27 protein-coding genes and 1 tRNA gene are annotated in these 23,084 nt (G+C 70.1%); 17 read left to right on the top strand and 11 right to left on the bottom strand.

Features of this window, described 5'->3' with window-relative positions:
• The 7 genes from ACX9GQ_RS10055 to ACX9GQ_RS10085 all read right to left on the bottom strand — a co-directional run.
• On the bottom strand, window positions 1-614 hold a 614-nt coding region (locus ACX9GQ_RS10055), incomplete at its 3' end, for a tRNA ligase subunit PheS family protein (RefSeq protein WP_459629394.1).
• 575 nt (window positions 615-1,189) lie between these two features.
• The gene (gene rplT / locus ACX9GQ_RS10060) at window positions 1,190-1,555 is read right to left on the bottom strand and encodes a 50S ribosomal protein L20 (protein WP_459629395.1); all 366 of its coding nucleotides are present in this window, start codon (window positions 1,553-1,555) and stop codon (window positions 1,190-1,192) included.
• Between the two features lie 39 nt (window positions 1,556-1,594).
• Window positions 1,595-1,795, bottom strand: a complete 201-nt coding sequence (gene rpmI, locus ACX9GQ_RS10065) for a 50S ribosomal protein L35 (RefSeq protein WP_459629396.1) — start codon at window positions 1,793-1,795, stop codon at window positions 1,595-1,597.
• A gap of 181 nt (window positions 1,796-1,976) precedes the next feature.
• Window positions 1,977-2,744: a HesA/MoeB/ThiF family protein gene (locus tag ACX9GQ_RS10070; RefSeq protein WP_459629397.1), complete on the bottom strand. Its 768-nt coding sequence runs from the start codon at window positions 2,742-2,744 to the stop codon at window positions 1,977-1,979.
• Between the two features lie 34 nt (window positions 2,745-2,778).
• A complete protein-coding gene (locus ACX9GQ_RS10075; protein ID WP_459629398.1) occupies window positions 2,779-3,438 on the bottom strand; it encodes a DsbA family protein in 660 nt (219 codons plus the stop codon).
• A 27-nt stretch (window positions 3,439-3,465) separates the two neighbouring features.
• The gene (locus tag ACX9GQ_RS10080; RefSeq protein ID WP_459629399.1) at window positions 3,466-3,843 is read right to left on the bottom strand and encodes a hypothetical protein; all 378 of its coding nucleotides are present in this window, start codon (window positions 3,841-3,843) and stop codon (window positions 3,466-3,468) included.
• 60 nt (window positions 3,844-3,903) lie between these two features.
• Window positions 3,904-4,104 carry a hypothetical protein gene (locus ACX9GQ_RS10085; protein ID WP_459629400.1) on the bottom strand — a complete coding sequence of 67 codons (201 nt, stop codon included), beginning with the start codon at window positions 4,102-4,104 and terminating at the stop codon, window positions 3,904-3,906.
• A 242-nt stretch (window positions 4,105-4,346) separates the two neighbouring features.
• Here ACX9GQ_RS10085 and ACX9GQ_RS10090 point away from each other — a divergent pair, with 242 nt between their 5' ends.
• Window positions 4,347-5,132 carry a class I SAM-dependent methyltransferase gene (locus tag ACX9GQ_RS10090; protein WP_459629401.1) on the top strand — a complete coding sequence of 262 codons (786 nt, stop codon included), beginning with the start codon at window positions 4,347-4,349 and terminating at the stop codon, window positions 5,130-5,132.
• Between the two features lie 51 nt (window positions 5,133-5,183).
• Here ACX9GQ_RS10090 and ACX9GQ_RS10095 read toward each other — a convergent pair.
• Together ACX9GQ_RS10095 and ACX9GQ_RS10100 are read right to left on the bottom strand one after the other, a co-directional pair.
• Window positions 5,184-5,259: transfer RNA gene (locus ACX9GQ_RS10095), tRNA-Ala, on the bottom strand.
• A gap of 110 nt (window positions 5,260-5,369) precedes the next feature.
• On the bottom strand, window positions 5,370-5,759 hold the full coding sequence (locus tag ACX9GQ_RS10100) for a TIGR02300 family protein (protein WP_459629402.1): 390 nt from the start codon (window positions 5,757-5,759) through the stop codon (window positions 5,370-5,372).
• 283 nt (window positions 5,760-6,042) lie between these two features.
• Here ACX9GQ_RS10100 and cmk point away from each other — a divergent pair, with 283 nt between their 5' ends.
• The 12 genes from cmk (at window position 6,043) to infC (ending at window position 17,592) form a co-directional block, all read left to right on the top strand.
• Complete coding sequence (cmk, locus tag ACX9GQ_RS10105; protein WP_459629403.1) at window positions 6,043-6,675, top strand: (d)CMP kinase; 633 nt, start codon at window positions 6,043-6,045, stop codon at window positions 6,673-6,675.
• 195 nt (window positions 6,676-6,870) lie between these two features.
• Complete coding sequence (gene rpsA, locus ACX9GQ_RS10110) at window positions 6,871-8,598, top strand: 30S ribosomal protein S1 (RefSeq protein WP_459629404.1); 1,728 nt, start codon at window positions 6,871-6,873, stop codon at window positions 8,596-8,598.
• 622 nt (window positions 8,599-9,220) lie between these two features.
• Entirely contained in the window at window positions 9,221-10,168 is a 948-nt protein-coding gene (msrP, locus tag ACX9GQ_RS10115) for a protein-methionine-sulfoxide reductase catalytic subunit MsrP (protein WP_459629405.1), read from the top strand.
• 1 nt (window position 10,169) lies between these two features.
• A complete protein-coding gene (locus ACX9GQ_RS10120) occupies window positions 10,170-10,832 on the top strand; it encodes a protein-methionine-sulfoxide reductase heme-binding subunit MsrQ (protein WP_459629406.1) in 663 nt (220 codons plus the stop codon).
• An 86-nt stretch (window positions 10,833-10,918) separates the two neighbouring features.
• Entirely contained in the window at window positions 10,919-11,080 is a 162-nt protein-coding gene (locus ACX9GQ_RS10125) for a hypothetical protein (protein WP_459629407.1), read from the top strand.
• A 46-nt stretch (window positions 11,081-11,126) separates the two neighbouring features.
• Window positions 11,127-11,726: a CAP domain-containing protein gene (locus ACX9GQ_RS10130; RefSeq protein WP_459629408.1), complete on the top strand. Its 600-nt coding sequence runs from the start codon at window positions 11,127-11,129 to the stop codon at window positions 11,724-11,726.
• A 198-nt stretch (window positions 11,727-11,924) separates the two neighbouring features.
• Window positions 11,925-13,064 carry an extracellular solute-binding protein gene (locus tag ACX9GQ_RS10135; RefSeq protein ID WP_459629409.1) on the top strand — a complete coding sequence of 380 codons (1,140 nt, stop codon included), beginning with the start codon at window positions 11,925-11,927 and terminating at the stop codon, window positions 13,062-13,064.
• A 121-nt stretch (window positions 13,065-13,185) separates the two neighbouring features.
• Window positions 13,186-14,280, top strand: coding sequence for an ABC transporter ATP-binding protein (locus ACX9GQ_RS10140; RefSeq protein ID WP_459629410.1), 1,095 nt, complete (start codon window positions 13,186-13,188; stop codon window positions 14,278-14,280).
• 3 nt (window positions 14,281-14,283) lie between these two features.
• The gene (locus ACX9GQ_RS10145; RefSeq protein ID WP_459629411.1) at window positions 14,284-15,192 is read left to right on the top strand and encodes an ABC transporter permease; all 909 of its coding nucleotides are present in this window, start codon (window positions 14,284-14,286) and stop codon (window positions 15,190-15,192) included.
• A gap of 7 nt (window positions 15,193-15,199) precedes the next feature.
• Window positions 15,200-16,051, top strand: coding sequence for an ABC transporter permease (locus tag ACX9GQ_RS10150; protein ID WP_459629412.1), 852 nt, complete (start codon window positions 15,200-15,202; stop codon window positions 16,049-16,051).
• 177 nt (window positions 16,052-16,228) lie between these two features.
• On the top strand, window positions 16,229-16,555 hold the full coding sequence (locus tag ACX9GQ_RS10155; protein ID WP_459629413.1) for a hypothetical protein: 327 nt from the start codon (window positions 16,229-16,231) through the stop codon (window positions 16,553-16,555).
• 506 nt (window positions 16,556-17,061) lie between these two features.
• Window positions 17,062-17,592 (top strand): translation initiation factor IF-3, encoded by a 531-nt coding sequence (infC, locus tag ACX9GQ_RS10160; RefSeq protein ID WP_459629414.1) that lies wholly within the window; start codon window positions 17,062-17,064, stop codon window positions 17,590-17,592.
• A 39-nt stretch (window positions 17,593-17,631) separates the two neighbouring features.
• On the opposite strand, the gene ACX9GQ_RS10165 is transcribed toward infC, so the two are convergent.
• On the bottom strand, window positions 17,632-18,573 hold the full coding sequence (locus tag ACX9GQ_RS10165) for a sugar kinase (RefSeq protein WP_459629415.1): 942 nt from the start codon (window positions 18,571-18,573) through the stop codon (window positions 17,632-17,634).
• Between the two features lie 227 nt (window positions 18,574-18,800).
• On the opposite strand from ACX9GQ_RS10165, the gene ACX9GQ_RS10170 reads away from it, so the two are divergent.
• Together ACX9GQ_RS10170 and ACX9GQ_RS10175 are read left to right on the top strand one after the other, a co-directional pair.
• Window positions 18,801-19,229, top strand: coding sequence for an Hsp20 family protein (locus ACX9GQ_RS10170; protein WP_459629416.1), 429 nt, complete (start codon window positions 18,801-18,803; stop codon window positions 19,227-19,229).
• Window positions 19,230-19,284: 55 nt separating this feature from the next.
• The gene (locus ACX9GQ_RS10175) at window positions 19,285-19,572 is read left to right on the top strand and encodes a BQ00720 family protein (RefSeq protein WP_459629417.1); all 288 of its coding nucleotides are present in this window, start codon (window positions 19,285-19,287) and stop codon (window positions 19,570-19,572) included.
• Between the two features lie 27 nt (window positions 19,573-19,599).
• Here the strand turns inward: ACX9GQ_RS10175 and ACX9GQ_RS10180 are convergent, their stop codons facing one another.
• Entirely contained in the window at window positions 19,600-20,370 is a 771-nt protein-coding gene (locus tag ACX9GQ_RS10180) for an alpha/beta hydrolase (RefSeq protein WP_459629418.1), read from the bottom strand.
• Between the two features lie 86 nt (window positions 20,371-20,456).
• Here ACX9GQ_RS10180 and ACX9GQ_RS10185 point away from each other — a divergent pair, with 86 nt between their 5' ends.
• Complete coding sequence (locus ACX9GQ_RS10185; RefSeq protein WP_459629419.1) at window positions 20,457-21,677, top strand: glycosyltransferase family 4 protein; 1,221 nt, start codon at window positions 20,457-20,459, stop codon at window positions 21,675-21,677.
• Between the two features lie 99 nt (window positions 21,678-21,776).
• Window positions 21,777-23,009, top strand: a complete 1,233-nt coding sequence (locus ACX9GQ_RS10190) for an argininosuccinate synthase (RefSeq protein WP_459629420.1) — start codon at window positions 21,777-21,779, stop codon at window positions 23,007-23,009.
• The last annotated feature ends 75 nt before the right edge of the window (window positions 23,010-23,084 follow it).

Consider the following 23,084-nt stretch of genomic DNA (forward strand, 5'->3'; position numbering starts at 1 on the left):
CTGTCGCAGCGATAGGTGCGGCCGGGGATGATGACGCGGATCGGCGGCTTCTGGCCGAGCATCGTGCGGATCTGCACCGGGCTCGTGTGGGTGCGCAGCACCTTCCGGTCGCCGTTCGCGTCCGGGTTGAAGAAGAACGTGTCGTGCATCTCGCGGGCGGGGTGGCCGACCGGGAAGTTCAGCGCCGTGAAGTTGTAGAAGTCGGTCTCGATGTCCGGCCCCTCGGCCACCGAGAACCCCATGTCGGCGAAGATGGCGGTCAGCTCGTCGACCACCTGGGAGATCGGGTGGATGCGCCCGCGCGCCGCCGGGCTCTCGGCCAGCGGCAGCGTGACGTCGACCGTCTCGGCCTTCAGCCGGGCCTCCAGCGCCGCGGCCTTCAGCGCGCCGCGCCGCTCGGCGATGGCGGCGGTGACGCGGTCGCGCAGGCCGTTGATCAGCGGCCCCTTCTCCTTGCGCTCCTCCGGCGTCATGCCGCCGAGCGTCTTCAGCAGGTCCGAGACGGACCCCTTCTTGCCGAGCGCGGCGACGCGCACGGCCTCGAGCGCCGCCTCGTCGCCGGCGGCGGCGATGGCGTCCGAGAGGGAGGATTCAAGCGAGGCGAGATCCGACATGACAAAACCCGTCTGGCGTCCGGGACGGGGCCCCGGAACGGACGGGGGCTTTTGCCATGCGAGGCAGGGTCTGTCGAGGGTGTCGGCGGGATTCCCCGGCGTTCCGGAGGATGCAGGAGGGGGCAGCGGTCCGCGCCCAAGCGGATGGGTGAGGGAAGCCCTTGCCGGCCCCTCCCCTCATCCGCCTCCGCTTCGCTCCGGCACCTTCTCCCCTAAGACGGGGAGAAGGGAAGGACGGCGCCGCTCCCTTCGCCCCCTCGGGAGAGAAGGTGGCGCGAAGCGCCGGATGAGGGGGTGCCGGGGAAGGGGCTCCGGGGCGCGGGGGCTGACGGCCGCTCCTGCATCCCGCTGGGCGCGGGCGGGCCCCTCATCCGCCCCTTCGGGGCACCTTCTCCCCGCCAGCGGGGAGAAGGGAAGGACGGCGCCGCTCGATCCTCGGGATCCCCTTCCCGGTCCGCTGCGCGGACCGCCGGGGATGACGGTGGAGGAGAGGCGGGCAGGCGGGGACGCGCCCTCTGGCACAAACGAAAAGCCCCGCGCGGAGCGCGGGGCTTGGGACTGCGTCGCGGACGGGCTCAGGCGGCTGCGGGCAGCGCGGCCTTGGCCTTCTCGACGAGGGCGGCGAAGGCCGCCGGCTCCTTGATCGCGATGTCGGAGAGGACCTTGCGGTCGACCTCGACGCCGGCCTTGTTGAGGCCGTCGATGAAGCGCGAATAGACGAGGCCGTGCTCGCGCACCGCCGCGTTGAGGCGCTGGATCCAGAGCGCGCGGATGGTGCGCTTCTTGTTCTTGCGGTCGCGCGTGGCGTACTGCATGGCACGATCGACGGCCGCCTTCGCGGCGCGGATCGTGTTCTTCCTGCGGCCGTAGAATCCCTTGGCGGCCTTCAGGGTCTTCTTGTGCTTGGCGTGGGCGGTGACGCCCCTTTTGACGCGGGCCATTGGCTGATCTCCTCGTGCTGGTCTTCGATCCCCGGGCGATCAGCCGTTGGGGAGGAAATACTTCTTCACGTTCGCAGCATCGCCCTCGAAGAGGACGTTGGTGCCGCGGTTGTTGCGGATCTGCTTGTTGGTCCGCTTGATCATGCCGTGGCGCTTGCCGGCCTGCGCGTACAGCACCTTTCCGGTGCCGGTCACCTTGAACCGCTTCTTGGCGGCCGATTTGGTCTTGATCTTGGGCATTTTGCTCGTCTCTCCGACGCGGGCGGCCGAAACCGCCCCGGGGTTGTCTTGTGCAGCCTCGCGGCCGTTCGTCTCGTCATGAGCGAAAAGAACCGCCACGGCAGCCCTGACAGCCGGGCGGTTCGAAGGCGCGGCTTATAGCAGAAGCGCCGCGGATGGCAAGGCACCTGGGCCTGCCGGCCTAGCCGCCGGGCGGGTCCGGCGCCTCGCGCGCGTATTCGATGGTCTCGAAACGCATCGAGCGCGCATCGACCATCAGCAGGCGGCCCACCAACCCCTCGCCGAAGCCGACGATCTCGCGGATCACCTCCATCGCCATCATGGCGCCGAGCACGCCGGCGAGCGCGCCGAGCACGCCGGCCTCGGCGCATGCCGGGATGCTGCCGGGCGCCGGAGGCTCCGGAAACAGGCAGCGGTAGGTGGGGTTGAAGCGACCGTCGGGGCCGCGCTCCCAGCCGCGGATCGTCGTCAGCGAACCGTCGAACGGCCCGAGCGCCGCGGTGACGAGAGGGCGCCGCACCGAAAGGCAGGCGTCGGCGACGGCGTAGCGGGTGGCGAAGTTGTCGCTGCCGTCCGCCACGATGTCGTAGTCCGCGACGAGGCCGGCGGCGTTGCCGGCGTCGAGCCGCAGGGCGCGCCGCTCCACGGCGACGTGCGGGTTGAGGCGGGCGATGGCATCGGCGGCGCTGTCGACCTTGGGGCGGCCGACGTCCGGCGTGCCGTGCAGGACCTGCCGCTGCAGGTTGGAGAGCGACACGGTATCGTCGTCGACGATCCCGAGCGTGCCGATCCCTGCGGCCGCGAGGTACTGGAGCAGCGGCGCGCCGAGGCCGCCCGCGCCGACGCACAGCACCCGGGCGCGGCGCAGCCTCTGCTGGCCGGGCCCTCCCACCTCGCGCAGCACGAGGTGTCGCGCATAGCGCTCGAGCTCCTCCGGGGCGAGGCTCATGGCTGGCGGCTCGCGAACGGCGACGTCATGGCCGTCAGCGCTTCCCGAGCGCCCAGTCGAGCGCCTCCTCGAGGCGGTCGTTGCCCCAGAAGAGCTCGCCGTCCGGCGTTACCAGTGTCGGCGCGCCGAAGAGGCCCAGCGCGGTGGCCACCTCGTTCTGCCGGCGCAGGGCGTGCTTGACGAGGTCGGTGGAGGCGGCCGCTAGCGCCGGCTCCAGTTCGACGTCCACCTCGCGCAGGGTCGCTGCCACCACGTCCGGGTCGGCGATGTCGACGCCCGCGCAGAAGGCCTGCCGGTAGATGGCGCGGGAGAACGCGGGCCGTGCCTCATCCGGCAGCGCCAGCGCGACGCGGGCGGCGTGGAGGCCGTTCAGCGGAAACTGCGCCGGCCGCACGAAGGGCAGGCCGAGGCGCTGCGTCCACCGCTCCATGTCGCGCCACATGTAGCGGCCCTTGGCCTCGTGCACGAGGAAGGGCGTGGTGGCGTAACCCTGGGCGCGGAAGATCGGGCCGAGCAGGAACGGACGCCAGCGCACCGCGACGCCGCGGGCCTGGGCGAGCGGCTCGATCCGCTCCGCCGCGAGGAACGAATAGGTCGAGGCGAACTCGTACCAGAAGTCGACGGTGTCGGGGCCGGGCGTGTCCTGCATGGCGGCGACCGTAGACCATGCCCCGGTTCCACGGAAGCGGAGCATGGTCTCGTTTTGTCGTTGTCGCTACCGTCAGCGCCGCACGCTTCCGGTGGTGTCCGTCCCGGCGCGCTTTTTCTTCACGGTGCGGGTCTTCGGGACCGCCAGCGGCGGGGCGCCCTCCCCGCTGCGGATCTCGCCCGAGCGGGGATTGCCGGCGCCGCCGCCGGACTGTTCGGCCGGCTGCGCGACGCTGCCGTCGCCGCCGCGCGGGAGGCGGATGCCCGACGTGCCGGCACCCCGCGCGGGCGCACCCTCGCGGCTGCGGATTTCACCGGACTGCGGGTTGCCCGCGCCGCCACCGGAGTGCTCGGCCGGCTCGCGCACGGTCTGGGACCAGCCCGGTGCCGGGGCGGCCAGCGAGGCCGCCGCGAGCACGAGGGCACCAGTCAGGAGGGGGAACTTCCACATGGCGGTCTCCGCTGATCGTCAGGCTTCGTGCCTGCAACGTCGCGGGGACGCGGAAGTTCATCAGGGCGTGGCGCCGTCCTCGATGGCCTCGGCCACGGGCTTGTGCGTGAGCGGCGGGTTACCCGCCAAGGGCGAGCCCAGAACACCCAGGCCAGCGGTGACGCCCGTCGCCACGGACAGCACGATCAGAAAGAAAGCAGCGGCGGCGACGGTCTCGCGCGCATGCTTAACGATTGTCTTCAGAATGGATTCACGGGACATTGCTTTGATCCGGTACGCATCATCACCGGGGCGGGAGATTCTTTCCCGCCGCTCGGTACCGCCTTTACGTGGGGATTGCGCGAGCGGATGCAGCGCCTTCTCACGAAAACATGAAGATGCCGCTCAGATTTTCGTGAACATTCGACCGATCGGGCGGCGTGGCCGGCACGGCTCAGGCCTCGGTCGCACCATCTTCCGCGTCGTGGTACGCTTGGCGTCCACGCTGTCGCGGAGGACACCCGATGACGGAGCCGATCATCCGGTTCGACGACGGTGCCGCCTACGAGCGGATGATGGGCGCCTGGAGCCGCCTCGTCGGCGAACAGTTCCTCGCCTGGCTCGAAGTGCCGAAGGGAGCCCGATGGATCGACGTCGGGTGCGGCAACGGAGCCTTCACCGAACTGATCGCGCAGCGGACCGCGCCGGCCTCCATCGAGGGAATCGATCCCTCCGAGGGGCAGATCGCTTTCGCCCGCGGCCGCGAGGCCACGCGGCCCGCCCGCTTCCGGCAGGGCAATGCGATGGCGCTGCCCTTCGGCGACGGCGAAGCGGACGTCGCGGCGATGGCGCTGGTCCTCTTCTTCGTCCCCGAGCCGGAGAAAGGCGTGGCGGAGATGGTGCGCGTCACGCGCCCGGGCGGGACCGTCGCCGCCTATGTCTGGGACATGGACGGGGGCGGGTTCCCCCTCTTTCCCGTCCAGAACGAGATGAGCGCCATGGGCGTGCCGACGGCCACGACGCCGCGGCCCGAGGTGGCGTCGCCCCCGGCACTGCAGCGGCTCTGGACGGACGCGGGCCTGCAGGACGTCGAGACGTGCACCATCACCGTGCACCGCGGCTTCGAGAGTTTCGACGACTACTGGCAGGCCTGCCTCGCCGGGCACCTCGGCATCGCCGCGCGCGGCATGCCCGAGGCCGACGTCGCGGAGCTGCGCCGGCGGGTCGCGGCGCGGTTTCCCGACGACGGCCCGGGCCCGATCACGCGCGACGCGCTCGCCTATGCCGTCAAGGGGCGCAAGGGCCCCTGACGAGGGCGTGCCTCTCGACGAACGGCTGTGTTTTCAGGCGAAGGAGAAAGTTGGTGGAGCTAAGCGGGATCGAACCGCTGACCTCTTGAATGCCATTCAAGCGCTCTCCCAGCTGAGCTATAGCCCCACACTCTGGCCGGGTCTGGGAACCCGGCGTGTGCCGCAGGCAGGTCTCCCCGTCGGCGGTGCCGCTCTATAGCCGCGTCGTTCCGCGGCTTCAAGAGCAAATGTCGAGGATCACGCCTCCTCGTCGTCCTCGATGTCGCCGTCGATGAGGTCGGAGACGTCGTCGTCGCCCTCCTCCTCCTCCTCCAGGAACGTGTCGTCCTCGGCGATGTCGTCCTCGATCTCGACGCCGTCGATCGGGATGTCCTTCTCCGCCTCCTCGGCCTCCACCTCGTCGAGGGAGACGAGCTCGGGGCCGGCGGCCGTGTCGGCCTCGGTGTCTTCCTCCTCGGCGCGGGCCGCCTCGGCGGCGCGACGGCTGGCGGCGGCCCCGACCGCCACCGCGGCGAGCGCGAACGCCGCGCCGCACTTGGGGCAGGTGATGGGGCTCTTGTTCAGGTCGTAGAATTTGGCGCCGCAGCTCTGGCATTGGCGCTTGGTGCCGAGTTCCGGTTTGGCCACGTGTCCGAGCCTCGTTGTGGGTCAAAACTGAAAGGCGGGGTTATTCATCCCGCGAGCCCCTGTCAAATGCCATTTGCCGGGACCGGCACCCACAGGGCCCGGCGCGGCGGATGACGCGACGGCGGGGCCGTGCTAGAGCGGCAGGCGATCCGGGCCAGCCGGATCGCCTGCCGCTCCATCTTTCCCATTTGTCGCATTTTCTTCACGCGAACCGGTGCCCACTTCGCTCGAAAATGCTCCAGGTGCGGCGGCGCCGTGACGCCACAGCGGGCCGGGACGCACCATGATCATCGCCATCGACGGCCCGGCCGCCTCCGGCAAGGGCACCATCGCCCGGCGCCTCGCCGCCCACTACGGCCTGCCGCACCTCGACACCGGCCTGCTCTACCGGGCGGTGGCGCGGGCGCTCCTCGACTTCGACCACCCGCTCACCGACGAGAAGGCGGCCGTGCGCGCCGCGCAGGCACTCGACCGCGCGCACCTCGACGAGGGGCGGCTGCGCGGCCGGGAGATGGGCGAGGCGGCGAGCGTCGTGGCGGCGATCCCCGCCGTGCGCGCGGCGCTGGTCGACTGGCAGCGCGCCTTCGCGCGGCGGCCGGAGGGCGCGGTGCTCGACGGCCGCGACATCGGCACGGTGATCTGCCCCGACGCGACGGTGAAGATCTTCGTCACGGCGACGCCCGAGGAACGCGCCCGCCGCCGCTTCCGCGAACTGGCCGGCCGCGGCGAGGCAGTGACCTACGACGACGTGCTCGCCGACATCCGCAAGCGCGACGCCCGCGATTCGGGCCGCTCGACGGCGCCGCTGGTCGCCGCGGCGGACGCGCGCTTGCTCGATACGACCACTTTGGATATAGAGCAGGCCTTCCGGGCGGCCGTCGCGATCATCGACGGGGCGGCGCGGACGACGGCCTGAGGCCCGTCCCCCGCACATCGAGCCAACGCCCCCGGCGAACTACGCAGACCCGAACCACGCTCCCGACCGTCGGCCCGCGCCGGCCCGCCGCAAGGCGGTGGCCCCTGAATCCATTCGACAGGGGCACCGTCGGAACGGAGCGCATCGCAACACGAACCGCCGGCGCCGGGCCCGAGAGGCCCCCCAGGAGATCCAATGTCTGCAGCTATCAGAACCCCCTCGCGCGAAGATTTCGCGGCGATGCTCGACGAGTCCTTCGGCAAGACCGAGGCGCTCGAGGGCTCCGTCGTCAAGGGTCGCGTCGTCGCCATCGAGAAGGACATGGCGGTCATCGACATCGGCCTGAAGACCGAGGGTCGCGTCGCGATCCGCGAGTTCTCCGGCCCCGGCCGTGAAGGCTCGATCAGCGTCGGCGACGAGGTCGAGGTCTATCTCGACCGCATCGAGAACGCGCTCGGCGAGGCCGTGATCTCGCGCGACAAGGCGCGCCGCGAGGAGAGCTGGGTGAAGCTCGAGGTCGCGTACGAGAAGAACGAGAAGGTGACGGGCGTCATCTTCAACCAGGTGAAGGGCGGCTACACCGTCGACCTCGACGGCGCCGTGGCCTTCCTGCCGCGCTCGCAGGTGGACATCCGCCCGATCCGCGACATCGGCCCGCTGATGGGCCAGCCGCAGCCGTTCCAGATCCTCAAGATGGACCGCCGCCGCGGCAACATCGTCGTCTCCCGCCGCACGGTGCTGGAGGAGACGCGCGCCGAGGCCCGTTCGGAGCTCGTGGCCAACCTCGAGGAAGGCCAGACCGTCGACGGCGTCGTGAAGAACATCACCGAGTACGGCGCCTTCGTCGACCTCGGCGGCATCGACGGCCTGCTGCACGTCACCGACATGGCGTGGCGCCGCGTCAACCATCCGTCCGAGGTGGTGACCATCGGCCAGCAGCTGAAGGTCAAGATCATCAAGATCAACCACGAGACCCACCGCATCTCGCTCGGCATCAAGCAGCTGCTCGCCGATCCGTGGGAGGGCATCGAGGCCAAGTATCCGGTCAACGCCCGCTTCTCGGGCCGCGTGACCAACATCACCGACTACGGCGCCTTCGTGGAGCTGGAGCCGGGGATCGAGGGCCTCATCCACGTCTCCGAGATGTCGTGGACGAAGAAGAACGTCCATCCCGGCAAGATCGTCTCCACCTCCCAGGAGGTCGAGGTGCAGATCCTCGAGGTGGATCCCGTCAAGCGGCGCATCTCGCTGGGCCTCAAGCAGACCCTGCAGAACCCGTGGGAGGCCTTCGCCGAGAAGTTCCCGACCGGGACCGTCGTCGAGGGCGAGGTCAAGAACAAGACCGAGTTCGGCCTGTTCATCGGCCTCGAGGGCGACGTAGACGGCATGGTGCACCTGTCGGACCTGGACTGGAACCGTCCGGGCGAGCAGGTCATCGAGGAGTTCAAGAAGGGCGACATCGTGAAGGCGGTCGTTCTCGACGTCGACGTCGAGAAGGAGCGCATCTCGCTGGGCATCAAGCAGCTCGGCGGCGATCCCTTCGCCGATGCGGCCGCCTCGGGCGACCTCAAGAAGAACGCCGTGGTGACCTGCGAGGTCGTCGAGGTGAAGGACGGCGGCATCGAGGTGAAGATCGTCGGCACCGACCTGACGACCTTCATCAAGCGCTCCGAGCTCGCCCGCGACCGCGGCGACCAGCGCCCCGAGCGCTTCGCCGCCGGCGAGAAGCTCGACGCCCGCGTCATCATGTTCGACCGCAAGTCGCGCAAGGTGCAGGTGTCGATCAAGGCGCTCGAGATGGCCGAGGAGAAGGAAGCCATCGCCCAGTACGGCTCGGCCGACGCCGGCGCCTCGCTCGGCGACATCCTGGGCGCCGCCCTCAAGCGCGCCAACAAGGCCGCCAAGGAAGGCAAGGGCGAGTAATCGCCCCCTGACGCCGGCCCACGCCGGCGTCTCCCGTACTTCCGAAACCCCCGCGGGCGACCGCGGGGGTTTTTCTTTTGGCTGCGGCGACGGAGGGAACGGCAGCCGCGACCCGCTGCGCAGGCTCCTCACCATGAGGAGTTTCAGCAGCTTGCTGGCGGGCCGAGCGGCACCCGTGGCGCCTCAGACGGCGCCCGCTGCCTGAGACGGCGCCACCCATAGCCCCTCATCCGCCCGCTGCGCGGGCACCTTCTCCCCGCCAGCGGGGCGAAATTGGCGCGCACGCGCCGGGCTTGCCCGGCTCGTGCCTGGAAGAATGCAGGAGCGGGCAACAGCCCGCGCCCGCAGCGCCGGATGGGGGGCATTGGGCGCAGGACCGGGGGAGCTGGGACGCAGGAAGGGGCGATGACGGGCGCAGGCAGGCCGGGGCGCCGGGAAGGTGGAAAGACAGGTCCCCGGAACCGTCGCCGGAGGTCCCTTTTGGCCCATCGAAGGCGTGCCGGCCCCATCGACGCGCAGAAACGTGACTTGCCGGACGGCGGGCGCGGCGTTTGGCTCGGCTTGACGTTGCCGGCCGGACGCCGATCTTCGGAGCGATCCGGCCGTGCCCGTGGAGACGACCATGCCGACCTTCCGCCCCGCCCCCATCCGTCCCTCCGAGATCACGCCGAAGGAGGTCTGGCTGAACCGGCGCGACGTCGTGCGCGGCGCGATGGCCGCCGCCGCGGCGGCCGGGGTGCCGTGGGCTGCGCAGGCGGCGGGCGAACCGGCGCTGCAGAAGCTCGATGCGCCGCGCAACCCGGCCTTCGCGGTGAAGGACGAGCTGACGCCGAAGAAGCTCGTCACCACCTACAACAACTTCTACGAGTTCGGGACCGGCAAGAGCGATCCGGCCGAGAACGCCGGCGCGCTGCGGGTGCGGCCCTGGACGGTGGAGATTGCCGGAGCGGTCGAGAAGCCGATGACGCTGGGGATCGAGGAGATCCTGAAGTTCCCGCTTGAGGAGCGCGTCTACCGCTTCCGTTGCGTCGAGGCGTGGTCGATGGTGGTGCCGTGGGTCGGCTTCGAGTTCAACAAGCTCGCCGCCCGCGTCAATCCGACGAGCAAGGCGAAGTTCGTCAAGTTCATCACGGCCGAGCAGAAGGACACGATGACGGGGCTGCGCTTCCCCTACATCGACTTCCCCTATGTCGAGGGCCTGCGCATCGACGAGGCGATGCACCCGCTGACGCTGATGACGGTGGGGCTCTACGGCGAGACGCTGCCCAACCAGAACGGCGCGCCGATCCGCCTCATCGCGCCGTGGAAGTACGGCTTCAAGAGCGGCAAGTCGATCGTGCGGATCGAGTTCGTCGAGCAGGAGCCCAAGACGACCTGGATGCTGGCCGGCCCCTCGGAGTACGGCTTCTATTCCAACGTCAACCCGGCGGTGGACCATCCGCGCTGGAGCCAGAAGCGCGAGCGGGTACTCCCCGGCCTCTTCGCCAGCCGGCAGACCGAGCCGTTCAACGGCTATGCCGAGCAGGTCGCCTCGCTCTATGCCGGGATGGACCTGAAGACCTACTTCTGACATGGCGAACGCGGGAGCCGCCGCCCCGGCGCGCCGCGCCGCCGCGCCGGCGTGGCGCGACCCCGTGCGCGTGGCGAAGCCGTTCGTCTTCGCCGCGGCGTGCTGGCCGATGGCGCGGCTCGCCTGGGCCATCGCCTACGACCCGGTGTCGCTCGGCGCCAACCCGGCCGAGCGGATCCTGCACGAGACGGGCGACTGGTGCCTGCAGTTCCTGCTGATCACGCTGGCCGTGACGCCGCTGCGGCGGATCACGGGCTGGAACGGGGCGATCAAGTTCCGCCGGATGCTGGGGCTCTTCGCCTTCGCCTACGGCGTGCTGCACCTCGCCGCCTACGTCGCCTTCGACCAGTACTTCGACGCCGCCGCGATCCTGAAGGACATCGTCAAGCGGCCCTTCATCACGGTGGGCTTCGCCGCGCTGGTGCTGATGACGCCGCTCGCCGTCACCTCGACGCGGGGCTGGGTGCTGCGGCTCGGCGGCGACCGCTGGAGCCGGTTGCACAAGGCCGTCTACGCGGTGACCATCCTGGGCGTCGTCCACTACTGGTGGCTGGTGAAGCGCGACATCACGTGGCCGGTGATCTATGCCCTCGTCCTCGCTGTCCTGCTCGGCTGGCGGCTCGCCCGCCGCGCCCGTCCCCGCCCCGCGCGGCAGCGCGCGTGACGTGCGAAATCGCACATCGGCACCCGTGACGATGAGGCATCGTCCCCGCGTCGGACCTCGGATCAACCGGGCCGCGGGAGGCAGTCATGATCGGCAGGACATTGGCGGATGGGCCGCTGCACTGGCGTGCGGTCCTCGTGGCAGGCGTGATCGCAGGTGGCACCGTGACCGGCATCGTGCTGGCGGCCGTTGCCGTGACCGCCGCGCGCTGGGTCTTCGCCTCGCAGCCGCTCGTCACCGTTCTCTGACGCCCGGGGTCCTGACGCAGACCCGCCGTTCCCCCGGAGGAGCGGCATGAGCCCCCCTCTCCTCGACATCCGCGTCCTCGGCCGGGCATCGGCCCTGCGCGCCGCCGCCTGTCTCGCCCTCACCGTCCTCGTCGCCGTCGCGGCGGTCCCGGCGCCCGCCGCCGCCCAGCGGAAGGGCGCGGCGCCGTCGCTGTCCGCCGCTGGCGCGGCCGAGGTGAACCGGCTGCGGGCGAGCGCGGGCCTGCGGCCCGTCGCCGCCGACCCGGCCCTGGCCAGGGCCGCGCAGGCGCAGGTCGAGGCGATGCGGCGCAGCGGGACCATGTCGCACGAGATCGGCGGCAGCTTCTCGTCCCGCATCGCGCAGGCCGGCATCAGGACGACGCAGGCCGCGGAGAACATCGCCATGGGCCAGCGCAGCCTCGCCGAGGTGATGGCCTCATGGACGGCGTCCTCGGGCCACCGCACCAACATGCTGATGGCGTCCGCGACCCGCATCGGCCTCGCCCGGGCCGACGGCCCCGGCGGGCCGTGGTGGGCGATGGTGCTGGCGGCGCCGGAGCCGCCGCCGCGGGCGGCGGGCCAGGGGCCGTTCGGCGGCGGGTCGGGCGTGATCCTGTTCGGGCTTCCGATCCCTGTGTCCCCGTAGGTGCGTCGGCGCCGGACAAGCCGGCGTCGCTCCTGCGCGGGGCGCGGCATCGTGGCGCGAAGACTGTCATGTGACGCTTGTGACAGTTGCGAGGCTGTCACTAAACTGACGACAAAACCGACCAGAGATCAGCGCGCAAACGCGTTGCGACACCCGGGTCCCGCCTCCTGCGGCGACCCAGACGGAGGGAGAGACCGAATGACCGAGATGTCCAGCATCAGCCGCCGCCGGCTGCTCAAGGCGGGCGCCGCCGCGGGCGCCGTGGCCGTCGCCTCGCCGTGGATCATGCGCTCGTCCATGGCCTCGTCTGGCACGCTCAACTTCATGGGGTGGTCCGGCTACGACGACCTGCCGAAGGTGTTCGCCGCCTTCGAGAAGAAGACCGGCGTGAAGGTGAACTTCACCGGCTTCGGCAACCAGGACGAGATGCTCGCTGCCGCGAAGGCCGGCGGCGCCTCCAACGGCCAGTTCGACATCGTCGAGCCGACGGCCGACCGCGTGCTGAACTGGGTGGAGAACGACTACCTGCAGCCGTGGGACGACAAGAAGGTGAACCTCGACGGCGTCGAGCCCGCCTTCCTGCAGGGCGGCGCGGCCGCGCAGGCGGTGATCAACGGCAAGCGCTACGGCCTGACCTCCGTGTGGGGCTCGGAGTCGCTGACGTTCAACACCAAGGAGGCGCCGCTCACCTACGGCAGCGCCAGCCTGATGGACCTCTTCGACGACAAGTACGCCGGCAAGCTGACGCTGCGCGGCCACTCCGGCCTCGTCGCCGCCGGCCGTGCGCTGGAGGCGGCGGGCAAGCTGCCGCACAAGTTCAACGACAGCTTCGTCGACGAGGCGAAGATGACGGCGAACTACGACGAGATCCTCAAGTTCGTGCTGTCCAAGCGCAAGAACGTGGCCCAGTTCTGGTCGAACGAGAACGAGGCGCAGGGCGCTTTCCGCACCAATGGCTGCGTCATCGGCATGTGCTGGGACACCTCGGCGTCGGCGCTGATGAAGGAGGGCTTCCCGATCGGCTACCTCGCGCCGAAGGAAGGCACCGTCTGCTGGCTGCAGAACTTCTCGCTGTTCAAGGGCGCCAAGAACATCGAGCAGGCCAATGCCTGGGTGTCGTGGATCAACTCGCCGGAGGGCGGCGCGGCCTACGGCAACGCCTTCGGCGCGTTCTCGACCTCGAAGGGCGCAGGCGCCGGCATGGACGCCAGCCAGCGCAAGCTGCTCGAGACGGCCTTCCCGGGCGACGCGCTGTCGAAGATCTGGTGGTGGCCGGTGCAGCCGTCCTGGTTCATCACCAAGCGCACCGAGTACGCCAAGAAGTTCATGTCCGCCTGACGGACGCGCCGGCCCGGATCCCCCGGGCCGGACACGGGTCTTCCGGCCGGCGCCTCCCGCGCCGGCCGTTCGCTTCGGTGGCGCCGCGCGCGCCGTTCCTCGCTCCAGACCGCGGGATGCCATGAGCCAGGACGTCGAGTTGTCCGGCGTGACGATGCGCTTCGGCACGGTGACGGCCGTCCGCGACGTCAACCTCGTCGTCAAGGCCGGCGAGTTCTTCAGCTTCCTCGGCCCCTCCGGCTGCGGCAAGACGACCATCCTGCGCATCCTCTCCGGCTTCACCGAGCCGACCGAGGGGACCGTGAGGATCGGCGGGCGCGACATGAAGGGCATCGGCCCGAACCGCCGGCCGACCGCCCTGATCTTCCAGAACCTCGCCCTCTTCCCGCTGATGAGCGTGTGGGAGAACATCGCCTTCGGGCTTGAGGTGCGCGGCGTGCCCAAGGCGCAGCGGCGCAAGCGCGCGCTCGAACTGCTCGACCTCATTGCCCTGCCCGACGCCGCGGACAAGCGCGTCGACGAGCTTTCCGGCGGCATGAAGCAGCGCGTCGCGATCGCCCGGGCGCTCGCCGTCGAGCCCCAGGTGATGCTGCTCGACGAGCCGCTGTCGGCGCTCGACCTCAAGCTGCGCCAGCACATGCGGGCGGAGCTGCGCGCCATCCAGAAGAAGACGGGCGTCACCTTCATCTACATCACCCACGACCAGGGCGAGGCCTTCACGATGTCGGACCGCGTCGCGGTGATGTCGCGCGGCGTGCTCGAGCAGGTGGGCCCGCCGCGGGAGATCTACGACGACCCGGCGACGCCCTTCGTCGCGACCTTCGTCGGCGAGAGCAATGCCTTCCCCGGCACCGTGGCCTCGCTCGCCGACGGGCTGGCGGCCGTGGAGACGGCCTCCGGGCGGATGATCGGCCGGGCCGGACGCGGGCTCGCCGCGGGGGGCACGGGGGTGCTCTTCGTGCGGCCCGAGCGGATGCACGCGGGCGCGGGCGCGGGCGCGACGGCCGCGAACCGGCTCGAGGGCCGCGTCACGACGGTCGAGTTCGAGGGCAGCTTCGCCAACGTCATGCTGCGCGACGCGCAGGGCCAGCGCATCCTGCTGCAGCAGGCCAACGACGGCTCCGCACCGGTGCCGCAGGAGGGGCAGGCGCTGAGCGTCGCCTTCGACCCGCCGGGGGCGGTGGTGCTGCCCGACGGGCCGCGGGCACGGAGCTGAGCCATGGCCGAGGTCTTCCGACGCTACGGCACACCGCTCGGCCTCCTGATCGTGCTGCTGACCGCCGTGTGGGTCATCGGCATGGTCGTTCTGCCGTACTTCGTCATGGTGGAGTACTCGTTCCACCCCAACCTCCCGGCGACGGAGATCGGCGGCCCGAAGGACCAGTACACGCTGCAGAACTACGCCTCGCTGTTTCGCGGAATCGACATCCTGTCGTGGGAGTTCCCCGACGACTTCCGCGTCTTCCTGCGGACGATCTGGGGCTCGGCGCTGGTCACGACGATCTGCCTCCTCGTCTGCTACCCGGTCGCCTACTACCTCGCGACGGTGGCGCCGCCGGAGCGCACGGCCTTCCTGCTGCTGCTCCTGGTGGTGCCGTTCTGGATCAACGAGATCCTGCGCACCTTCTCCTGGTACATCGTGCTCGCCTTCAACGGACCGCTGAACGCGGTGCTGCTGGCGCTCGGCATCCTCGACAAGCCCGTGCGGTGGCTGTCGGGCTCGGCGGGCGTGCTGATCGGCATGACCTACGCCTTCCTGCTGTTCATGATGTTCCCGCTCTACAACGCGCTGCAGACGCTCGACCGGAACCAGGTCGAGGCGGCGCGGGATCTGGGCGCGCCGTCCTGGCGGATCCACTGGCGGGTGATCGTGCCGCACGCCAAGCCGGGCATCGCGGTGGGCTGCATCATGGTCTTCGTGCTGGCGGCGTCGTCCTACATCGTGCCGGCGCTGCTCGGATCGCCCGGGACGCGGTGGTTCACGGAGACCATCTACCAGTGGTTCTTCGAGGGCCAGGACTGGCCGCGCGGCTCGGCCTACGCCTTCGTGCTGCTGGGCCTGTGCGTCGCCTTCATCCTCGCCATGATGCGGATCTTCCGCGTCGGTCTCACCGACATCGCGAAGTGAGCCGGCGATGGGGAACTCGCCACGCGCGTCGGACAGGCTGCTGCAGGGCTACCTGCTGCTGTTCCTCGCCTACCTGTTCCTGCCGCTCGCGATCATGGTGGCGGCGACGTTCAACACGAGCCGCTTTCCGACCATCACCCCGTGGCTGGGTACAACCACGCGTTGGTTCGACGTCCTGTGGAACGACAGCCAGATGTGGCTGGCGCTGCGCAACAGCCTGATCGTCGGCGCGGCGGTCATCGCCGTCTCGGTGCCCACCGGCGTCGGCGCAGCGATGCTGCTCAACAGCCTGCACAAGCGCGCCCGGACGATCCTCTACGCGGTGATGGTGTCGCCGCTGCTCACCCCCGGCGTCATCATCGGCATCTCCACCCTGATCTTCTGGGAACGCCTTGGAATCAAGGGCGGACTTCACCTCGCCGTGATCGGGCAGTCGAGCTTCATCACCGCCTACGTGATGCTCATGGTGCTGGCGCGGCTGCAGCGCTTCGACCCTTCGCTGGAGGAGGCCGCGCTCGACCTGGGTGCCAGCCACGCCCAGGCCTTCCGACGTGTGTTGTTTCCGCATCTCCGCCCGGCAATCGTCGCCGCGGGGGTGCTCGCGTTCTTCCAGTCCTTTGAAAATTACAACACCACGTTGTTTACTCGGGGGACGGATACGACGCTGACGATCTTCATTGCGTCGAAGGTCCGGACAGGACTGACGCCGGCGGTCAATGCGCTGGGTGTGATCCTGATCACTGTGACCGTGGCCGGTGCGATCGGCTACGAAGTCTTGCGGCGGCGGGAGGCCGCGCGCGCCAGGGAGGCCACCCGGCGCGCACAGGAGGACGCGGTTCGCGACCTCCGGACGGTCTGAGGAGAAGCCGGTGTTTGGCCGGCCGAGGTCCTTGAGGCCGGACCGCACGACGCAGACGCGTCGATGGCCCGGCCGAGCTCGTGATGTGCGATTGCGCACATCGGCACGCGTGGCCCTGCCCCAGAATGGGTGCAATGAAGAGACGGGCGAAGTCCCGGCCGCTTGGAGGCGGATTTCATGAGCGACGATGCGCGAATTGCTGTCGATACCGTGACGATCGCGGCGCTGATGCACACGGTCCATGCGCTGCACGGGGAATTGCTCCGGTGTCCCGAGACGCGCGCGCGTCTCGCGGCGATCGAGGCGGACACGCTCCGCTCGGTGAAGCAGATCGATGCCGGAGACTTCGACTACGCGGTCCAGGCCGAAGGGATCGGCGAGGCCCTCCGGCTCGTCAGGACCATGTTCCGCTACTCACACGCGACCGAGCAGCAGCAGAAGCTGGCGCAGTCGAGCGGGGTCACCGAAGGGACCCGCGCGGGCAGCGAGCTCCTGGGGCCCTGAGCGCCGCGGCTGCGCCCACGCGGCACCGGACCGGCCTTGCCGGTCCGTTCAATCCGACCGTTCCGATCAAGACCGCAGACACCACATCGTCACGCGGCGTCCCCGGCGCCGTGAAGACCCTTCGCCAGGCCCGTCGTCCGGACTCCCCGTGTCGGGGACATCCGGCTTGCCCCGTCGCCGCGTGAGCGCATAGGCGACGACGGCGCCGGGCATGATCGGGCCCGCCCGCGGTCGTCGTGACCCTGGGCGCCACGTCCCCGTTCTCCGTCGTCGCATCCGCCTCCACCCGCATTGGTCCGCGGCCCGGTCACCATGGCGACTGTGCGCCGGCAACAGCGTGACGCAAATCGCCCCTGCCGTCCTTGCACGGGCTGCGGCGATGTTGACTTACGCCCGCTTTCTGCGAATTTCCTCCGTTGCCGAAGCAAAGCCTGCCGCCGGCCGTGATGCCATGCGGGCACGGCCGCCGGGGGGACACCAGAGGAGAGTCGACCATTCGCAGACCCATGAGAGCCGCGCCGGTCCCCCAGAAGGACGGACCTCGCGCCAACCGGGACATTCGCGGCGTTCGCGAAGTCCAGCTGATCGATGAATCCGGCGCAAACCGCGGGGTGATGGCGTTCTTCGACGCCCTGAAGGCCGCCGAGGAGGCGGGGCTCGATCTCGTCGAGATCGCACCCAACGCGACGCCGCCCGTCTGCAAGATCCTCGACTACGGCAAGTTCAAGTTCAACGAGCAGAAGAAGGCCGCCGAGGCCCGCAAGAAGCAGAAGACGGTCGAGGTCAAGGAGATCAAGCTCCGACCCGGCATCGACGACCACGATTACGAGGTCAAGATGAAGGCCGTGCGCCGCTTCTTCGAGGAAGGCGACAAGGTCAAGATCACGCTGCGCTTCCGCGGCCGCGAGATGGCGCACCAGGACCTTGGCGTGAAGCTGCTCGAGAAGGTCAAGACCGAGATGGCCGACGTCTCCAAGGTGGAGTCCGAGCCGATGCTCGAAGGCCGCCAGATGATCATGGTGATGGCGCCGCGCTGAGCGCCGCGCCATGCCCCGCCCGGGCTCCCTCCCGCGCCGTCAGCGGCCCGGAATGCCCTTGGCCATGAACACCTCGACGTCCACCCGGCGCGGGAGCGGCGCGACCGCGCCGTAGCCCTGCGTCGAGAGCGCGGCCGCAGCGTTGGCGAAGGCTGCGGCCGCGAAGGCGTCGCCGCCATTGCGCAACCACTCCGCGAGGAAGGCGCCGTCGAAGGCATCGCCGGCGCCCGTGGCGTCGATCGCCTCCACGACCCTTGCCGGAATCATGCGCGTGGCCTCGGCAGTCGCGACCATGGTGCCGTCCTTGCCGAGCGTCAGCGCCACGATCCGGCAGCCGAGGCCGAGATAGAACGCGCAGATCGCGTCGGGCGCCTGCAAGCTCGTGAGTTGGCGGGCATCGTCGAGCCCCGGCAGGCAGATGTCGCTTTGCGCGACCGCCGCATGGATCACGGCCCGGGCCCGGTCCAGCGGCCAGAGCCTCAACCGCAGGTTTGTGTCGTAGCTGACGGTCGTCCCGGACGCCCTCGCGTGGGCGATGGCATGGAAGACGGCGTCGCAGGCCGTGGTCGAGATCGCCTGGCTGATGCCGGAGACGTGCAGCACGCGCGAGGCCGCGACGAGGCCCAGCGGGACGTCGGCCGGCGTCATCCGGCTCGCGGCCGAACCGGCCCGGTAGTAGCTGAAGGCGTGGCCTTCAGGCCCGTGCGTGATGAAGTAGATGCCCGTGGAGGCGTCGCCGCGGCGCTGGACACCGCTCACATCCACGCCCTCACGGCCCCACAGGTCGAGGAAGTCCCGCCCGAAGGCATCGTCGCCCACGGCGGTGACATAGGCCGTGCGGGCGCCCTGCCGGGCCGCCGCGATGGTCGCGTTGGAGGTGTCGCCGCCGTGGCCCGGCAGATAGAGCCACTCGCCGCCGCGCTGGACGTGGTTGAACTCCATGAGCGGCTCGCCGAGCCCGGTGATGTCGATCGTCTTCATGTCCTGCCGTGGCGTCCTGGCGCTTCCCCGCCCGACCAGCGACCGGGCGCGCCGACCATGGACGACCCCGCAGCCGCGGGCAAGCCGACCGGAACGGCCCACTTGAAGGGCGCCGGGGGCACGGCCATATTCCGGGTGTGGTTTCCTTCGGGAAACGGTTCCGCGAGGAACTCGGGGATGCTGCTTCGGCGGGCCCTGCACGAAGTGCCTCGGAACAGGGCTTCATCATGTCGCGCGTGCCATCGCTGTCTTCGCCGTTCCTCCTCGGCTTCGACGAGGTCGAACGGGCCCTCACCAGGGTCGCGAAGGCGGCTTCGGAAGGGTATCCGCCCTACAACATCGAGCGGGTTCCGCGTACGGCCAACGAGCCCGAGACGCTGCGGATCACCCTGGCGGTCGCCGGTTTCACCCGCGACCAGCTCGAGATCACCCTCGAGGAAAACCAGCTCGTGATCCGCGGGCGCCAGGTCGACGACCGGGAACGAGAGTTCCTGCATCGCGGCATCGCGGCGCGGCAGTTCCAGAGGGCTTTCCTGCTTGCGGACGGTCTCGAAGTCCGCGGCGCCGACCTGGCGAACGGCCTCCTGTCGATCGACCTGGTGCGGCCCGAGGCCGAGCGGATCATCCGCAAGATCGACATCCTGGCGCGGGAGTGACTGGCCCGCGTCTTGCCTCTCCCCCATCAGTCCGCTCCGCTCAAAGGAGGGTGCGATGAACGACGAGACCAAGACCGTTTCCACCGACGCCCGGTCGACCATCGATCCGGCCATCTCGCCGCAGGCGCTCGCGGCCATCGGCGGCGGAAAGATCGCGTATGTGCGCCCGATCCGCTCCGACGAGTTGAACCGCCTGTTCCCGCAGGCGCCGACGCTGCAGCCGGGCCTCGACCTGTTCGCCCTGCTGGGCGCCGACGGCACGCCCATCGTCGTGACCGACGACCGCAACACGGCGATCGCCAACGCCTGGGAAAACGACCTCGTGCCCGTCAGCGTGCACTGAAGGCAGCCGCCGAAGGCAGGGGACCGCTCAGGCGATCCCCTCCACCGCGGCGACCAAGCGCTCGATGTCCTCCGGCCGGGACAGCCGGTGATCACCGTCCCGGATCAGCGTCGTGACTACCGGGTCACCCGGAATGTGCTCCACCACCTGCATGGCATGACGCCACGGCACGTCGGGGTCCTCCATGCCCTGCAGCACGTGCACCGGGCAGCCGGTGACAATCGGCGGCCCGTCCAGCAGCAGGTGGCGACGCCCGTCCTCGATGAGGCCGCGCGTGATGGCGTAGGGCTCGTCGGCATAGGGCGTGGGGCGGTACCACACGCCGTCGTCCACGATCGTCCGGCGGATCTCCTCTGGAAAGGCCTGCCACATCAGCGCCTCGGTGAAATCCGCCGCCGGGGCGATCAGCACCAGCCCGCCGATCGGGCGGCCGGCCTTCGCGGCGGCCACGGCCGCGAGCAGCGCGATCCAGCCTCCCATGGACGAGCCGACGAGGACCGGAGCCACGCCGCCCTCGCGGGCAATCACGGCTTGCGCCTCCTCCAGCCAGCGCGAGATGGTGCCGTCCTCGAAGCGGCCGCCGGAGCGGCCGTGCCCGGAGTAGTCGAAGCGGACGACGCGGCGCCCGGTCCGCTCGCCCCAGGCGTCGAGGGCCATGGCCTTCGTGGAGTCCATGTCGGACCGGAAACCGCCCAGCCACACGACGGCCGGACCTGCCCCGTCGCGGACGCGCAGCGCGATGTCGCGTGCTTCCGCGCCGTTCCCGATCGCGAAAAATTGCAGATCGTCGTCTTGCACCGTAAACCTCGACCGATTCGCCGCGTCGCCCGAGTCGCTCCGGTCCCGTGCGCGGCCCGCGCCTTGATACACGTGCCCGGAGCCTGATGCGACCGCTGCAGTCCTCACCCTTCTCTCCGGGCGCGTCGCCCCTCGCCGGGCGCACGATCCTGCAGGTCGTGCCGACGCTCGACGCCGGCGGCGTGGAGAGGACGACGGTCGACATCGCCGCCGCGCTCGCCGCGGTCGGCGCGAGGCCCATGGTGGCCACGCAGGGCGGTCGGCTCGTCGGCGAGCTGCAGGCCAAGGGCGGACTGTTCCTGCCGTTCCCGGCGGCCACCAAGAACCCTCTCTCGATGCTCGCCAACGCGCGGCGCCTGCAGGCGATCTGCCGCGACGAGGGGGTCGACATCGTCCATGCCCGCTCCCGGGCGCCGGCGTGGAGCGCGCTGCTGGCAGCCCGCCGGCTGCGGCTGCCCTTCGTCACGACCTATGCGGGAGCCTATGGCGGGCGCTCCGCCGCCAAGGTGCTCTACAATTCCGTCATGGCGCGCGGCGACGTCGTCATCGCCAACTCGCACTACACCGCCGACCTGATCACCCGGATGCATCCCTTCGCGCGCGAACACGTGCGGGTCATCCACCGGGGCACCGACCTGAAGGCCTTCTCGCCGGCCGCGGTGGCGCCCGAGCGCGTCGAGCGGCTGCGCACCACCTGGGGCGTTGACCCGGACCGGCGGATCATCCTGCTCGCCGCCCGCCTCACGGGCTGGAAAGGCCAGACGGTGCTGGTGGAGGCGACCCGGAAGCTCCTCGACGGCGGGGTGCGGGACGTGACCGTGATCCTCGCGGGCGACCCGCAGGGCCGCGACGGGTTCGTGAAGGACCTCGACGCGCTGATCGCCCGGCACGCGCTGCAGGACGTGGTCAAGCGGGTCGGCCACTGCTCCGACATGCCGGCCGCTTTCCTCGCGGCCGCGCTGGTGACGGTGCCGTCCACCGAGCCGGAGGCGTTCGGGCGCTCGGCCGTGGAGGCGCAGGCCATGGGCGCGCCCGTGATCGTCTCCGACCACGGCGCTGTGCCCGAGACCGTGCTCGCTCCACCGCAGGTGCATGCGTCCGCCCGCACGGGCTGGCGGGTGCCGCCGGGCGACGCCGGCGCGCTAGCCGAGGCCATGGCCGCCGCTCTGGCCATGGGGGCCAGCGCCCGCGACGCCCTCGCCCAGCGGGCGCGGGCCCATGTGGAGGCGCATTTCTCGCTCGAAGGCATGATCGCCGACACGCTCGACGTGTACGCGGCCCTGCTCGGCGCACGGGACAACGCCTAGGCGGCCGTTCCGCTTGCGCCGCCCGGCGCCTCTCCTGTAGGGAACGCGCAGCAGAAAGACCGGGCCGCGGGCGGCCCCTCACCCATGAAGTGACCTCACATGGCCGACAAGCGCGTGAAGAAGGTCGTGCTCGCCTATTCGGGCGGCCTCGACACCTCCATCATCCTCAAGTGGCTGCAGACCACCTATGGCTGCGAGGTCGTGACCTTCACGGCGGACCTCGGCCAGGGCGAGGAGCTAGGCCCGGCGCGCGACAAGGCGCTGCTGCTCGGCATCAAGCCCGAGAACATCTTCATCGAGGACGTGCGCGAGGAGTTCGTGCGCGACTACGTGTTCCCGATGTTCCGCGCCAACGCACAGTACGAAGGGCTCTACCTGCTCGGAACGTCCATCGCCCGGCCGCTGATCGCCAAGAAGCAGATCGAGATCGCCGAGAAGGTCGGCGCTGACGCCGTCTCGCACGGCGCGACCGGCAAGGGCAACGACCAGGTGCGCTTCGAGCTCGGCTACTACGCGCTGAAGCCGGACATCACCATCATCGCGCCGTGGCGCGAGTGGGACCTGACCTCGCGCACCCGGCTGATAGAGTTCGCCGAGCAGCACCAGATCCCGATCGCCAAGGACAAGCGCGGCGAGGCGCCGTTCTCGGTGGACGCCAACCTCCTGCACGCCTCCTCGGAGGGCAAGGTGCTGGAGGACCCGTCCCTCGAGGTGCCGGACTACGTGTACTCGCGCACCATCGACCCCGAGGCGGCGCCGGACAAGCCGACGGTCATCACCGTCGACTTCGAGAAGGGCGACCCCGTCGCGATCGACGGCGTGAAGATGTCCCCGGCGACGCTGCTGGCGAAGTTGAACGAACTCGGCCGGGCCAACGGAATCGGCCGCCTCGACCTCGTCGAGAACCGGTTCGTCGGCATGAAGAGCCGCGGCATGTACGAGACGCCCGGCGGCACGATCCTGCTGCAGGCGCACCGCGGCATCGAGTCGATCACGCTCGACCGCGGCGCGGCGCACCTCAAGGACGAGCTCATGCCGAAGTACGCCGAGCTCATCTACAATGGCTTCTGGTTCTCGCCCGAGCGCGAGATGCTGCAGGCGCTGATCGACAAGTCGCAGGAGGCCGTCACCGGCCGGGTGACGCTGAAGCTCTACAAGGGCTCGGCGTGGGTGATCGGGCGCGAGAGCCCCTATTCGCTCTACGACCAGGAGCTGGTCACCTTCGAGGAAGGCGCCGTCGCCTACGACCACCGCGACGCCGCCGGCTTCATTCGCCTGAACGCGCTGCGGCTGCGCACGCTGGGCGCGCGCAAGCGCAAGTACGGGGCCTGAGGCTCCCGCCGCGGGCGGTCACGCTTGCGTGCTCCCCAACCCTGGCGGTTGCCGCCGGGGCCAATGCGCCCGACA

The sequence above is a fragment of the Alsobacter sp. R-9 genome, from assembly GCF_054612375.1.

Coding starts and splice junctions, on each gene's coding strand:
- ACX9GQ_RS10130 (WP_459629408.1), top strand. CDS start 11,127: ATGAGCCCCCCTCTCCTCGACATCCGCGTCCTCGGCCGGGCATCGGCC.
- infC (WP_459629414.1), top strand. CDS start 17,062: ATGAGAGCCGCGCCGGTCCCCCAGAAGGACGGACCTCGCGCCAACCGG.
- msrP (WP_459629405.1), top strand. CDS start 9,221: ATGCCGACCTTCCGCCCCGCCCCCATCCGTCCCTCCGAGATCACGCCG.
- ACX9GQ_RS10075 (WP_459629398.1), bottom strand. CDS start 3,438: ATGCTCCGCTTCCGTGGAACCGGGGCATGGTCTACGGTCGCCGCCATG.
- ACX9GQ_RS10175 (WP_459629417.1), top strand. CDS start 19,285: ATGAACGACGAGACCAAGACCGTTTCCACCGACGCCCGGTCGACCATC.
- ACX9GQ_RS10140 (WP_459629410.1), top strand. CDS start 13,186: ATGAGCCAGGACGTCGAGTTGTCCGGCGTGACGATGCGCTTCGGCACG.
- ACX9GQ_RS10155 (WP_459629413.1), top strand. CDS start 16,229: ATGAGCGACGATGCGCGAATTGCTGTCGATACCGTGACGATCGCGGCG.
- ACX9GQ_RS10135 (WP_459629409.1), top strand. CDS start 11,925: ATGACCGAGATGTCCAGCATCAGCCGCCGCCGGCTGCTCAAGGCGGGC.
- ACX9GQ_RS10080 (WP_459629399.1), bottom strand. CDS start 3,843: ATGTGGAAGTTCCCCCTCCTGACTGGTGCCCTCGTGCTCGCGGCGGCC.
- ACX9GQ_RS10165 (WP_459629415.1), bottom strand. CDS start 18,573: ATGAAGACGATCGACATCACCGGGCTCGGCGAGCCGCTCATGGAGTTC.
- ACX9GQ_RS10125 (WP_459629407.1), top strand. CDS start 10,919: ATGATCGGCAGGACATTGGCGGATGGGCCGCTGCACTGGCGTGCGGTC.
- cmk (WP_459629403.1), top strand. CDS start 6,043: ATGATCATCGCCATCGACGGCCCGGCCGCCTCCGGCAAGGGCACCATC.
- rpmI (WP_459629396.1), bottom strand. CDS start 1,795: ATGCCCAAGATCAAGACCAAATCGGCCGCCAAGAAGCGGTTCAAGGTG.
- ACX9GQ_RS10150 (WP_459629412.1), top strand. CDS start 15,200: ATGGGGAACTCGCCACGCGCGTCGGACAGGCTGCTGCAGGGCTACCTG.
- ACX9GQ_RS10170 (WP_459629416.1), top strand. CDS start 18,801: ATGTCGCGCGTGCCATCGCTGTCTTCGCCGTTCCTCCTCGGCTTCGAC.
- ACX9GQ_RS10145 (WP_459629411.1), top strand. CDS start 14,284: ATGGCCGAGGTCTTCCGACGCTACGGCACACCGCTCGGCCTCCTGATC.
- rplT (WP_459629395.1), bottom strand. CDS start 1,555: ATGGCCCGCGTCAAAAGGGGCGTCACCGCCCACGCCAAGCACAAGAAG.
- ACX9GQ_RS10085 (WP_459629400.1), bottom strand. CDS start 4,104: ATGTCCCGTGAATCCATTCTGAAGACAATCGTTAAGCATGCGCGCGAG.
- ACX9GQ_RS10185 (WP_459629419.1), top strand. CDS start 20,457: ATGCGACCGCTGCAGTCCTCACCCTTCTCTCCGGGCGCGTCGCCCCTC.
- ACX9GQ_RS10120 (WP_459629406.1), top strand. CDS start 10,170: ATGGCGAACGCGGGAGCCGCCGCCCCGGCGCGCCGCGCCGCCGCGCCG.
- ACX9GQ_RS10090 (WP_459629401.1), top strand. CDS start 4,347: ATGACGGAGCCGATCATCCGGTTCGACGACGGTGCCGCCTACGAGCGG.
- rpsA (WP_459629404.1), top strand. CDS start 6,871: ATGTCTGCAGCTATCAGAACCCCCTCGCGCGAAGATTTCGCGGCGATG.
- ACX9GQ_RS10070 (WP_459629397.1), bottom strand. CDS start 2,744: ATGAGCCTCGCCCCGGAGGAGCTCGAGCGCTATGCGCGACACCTCGTG.
- ACX9GQ_RS10190 (WP_459629420.1), top strand. CDS start 21,777: ATGGCCGACAAGCGCGTGAAGAAGGTCGTGCTCGCCTATTCGGGCGGC.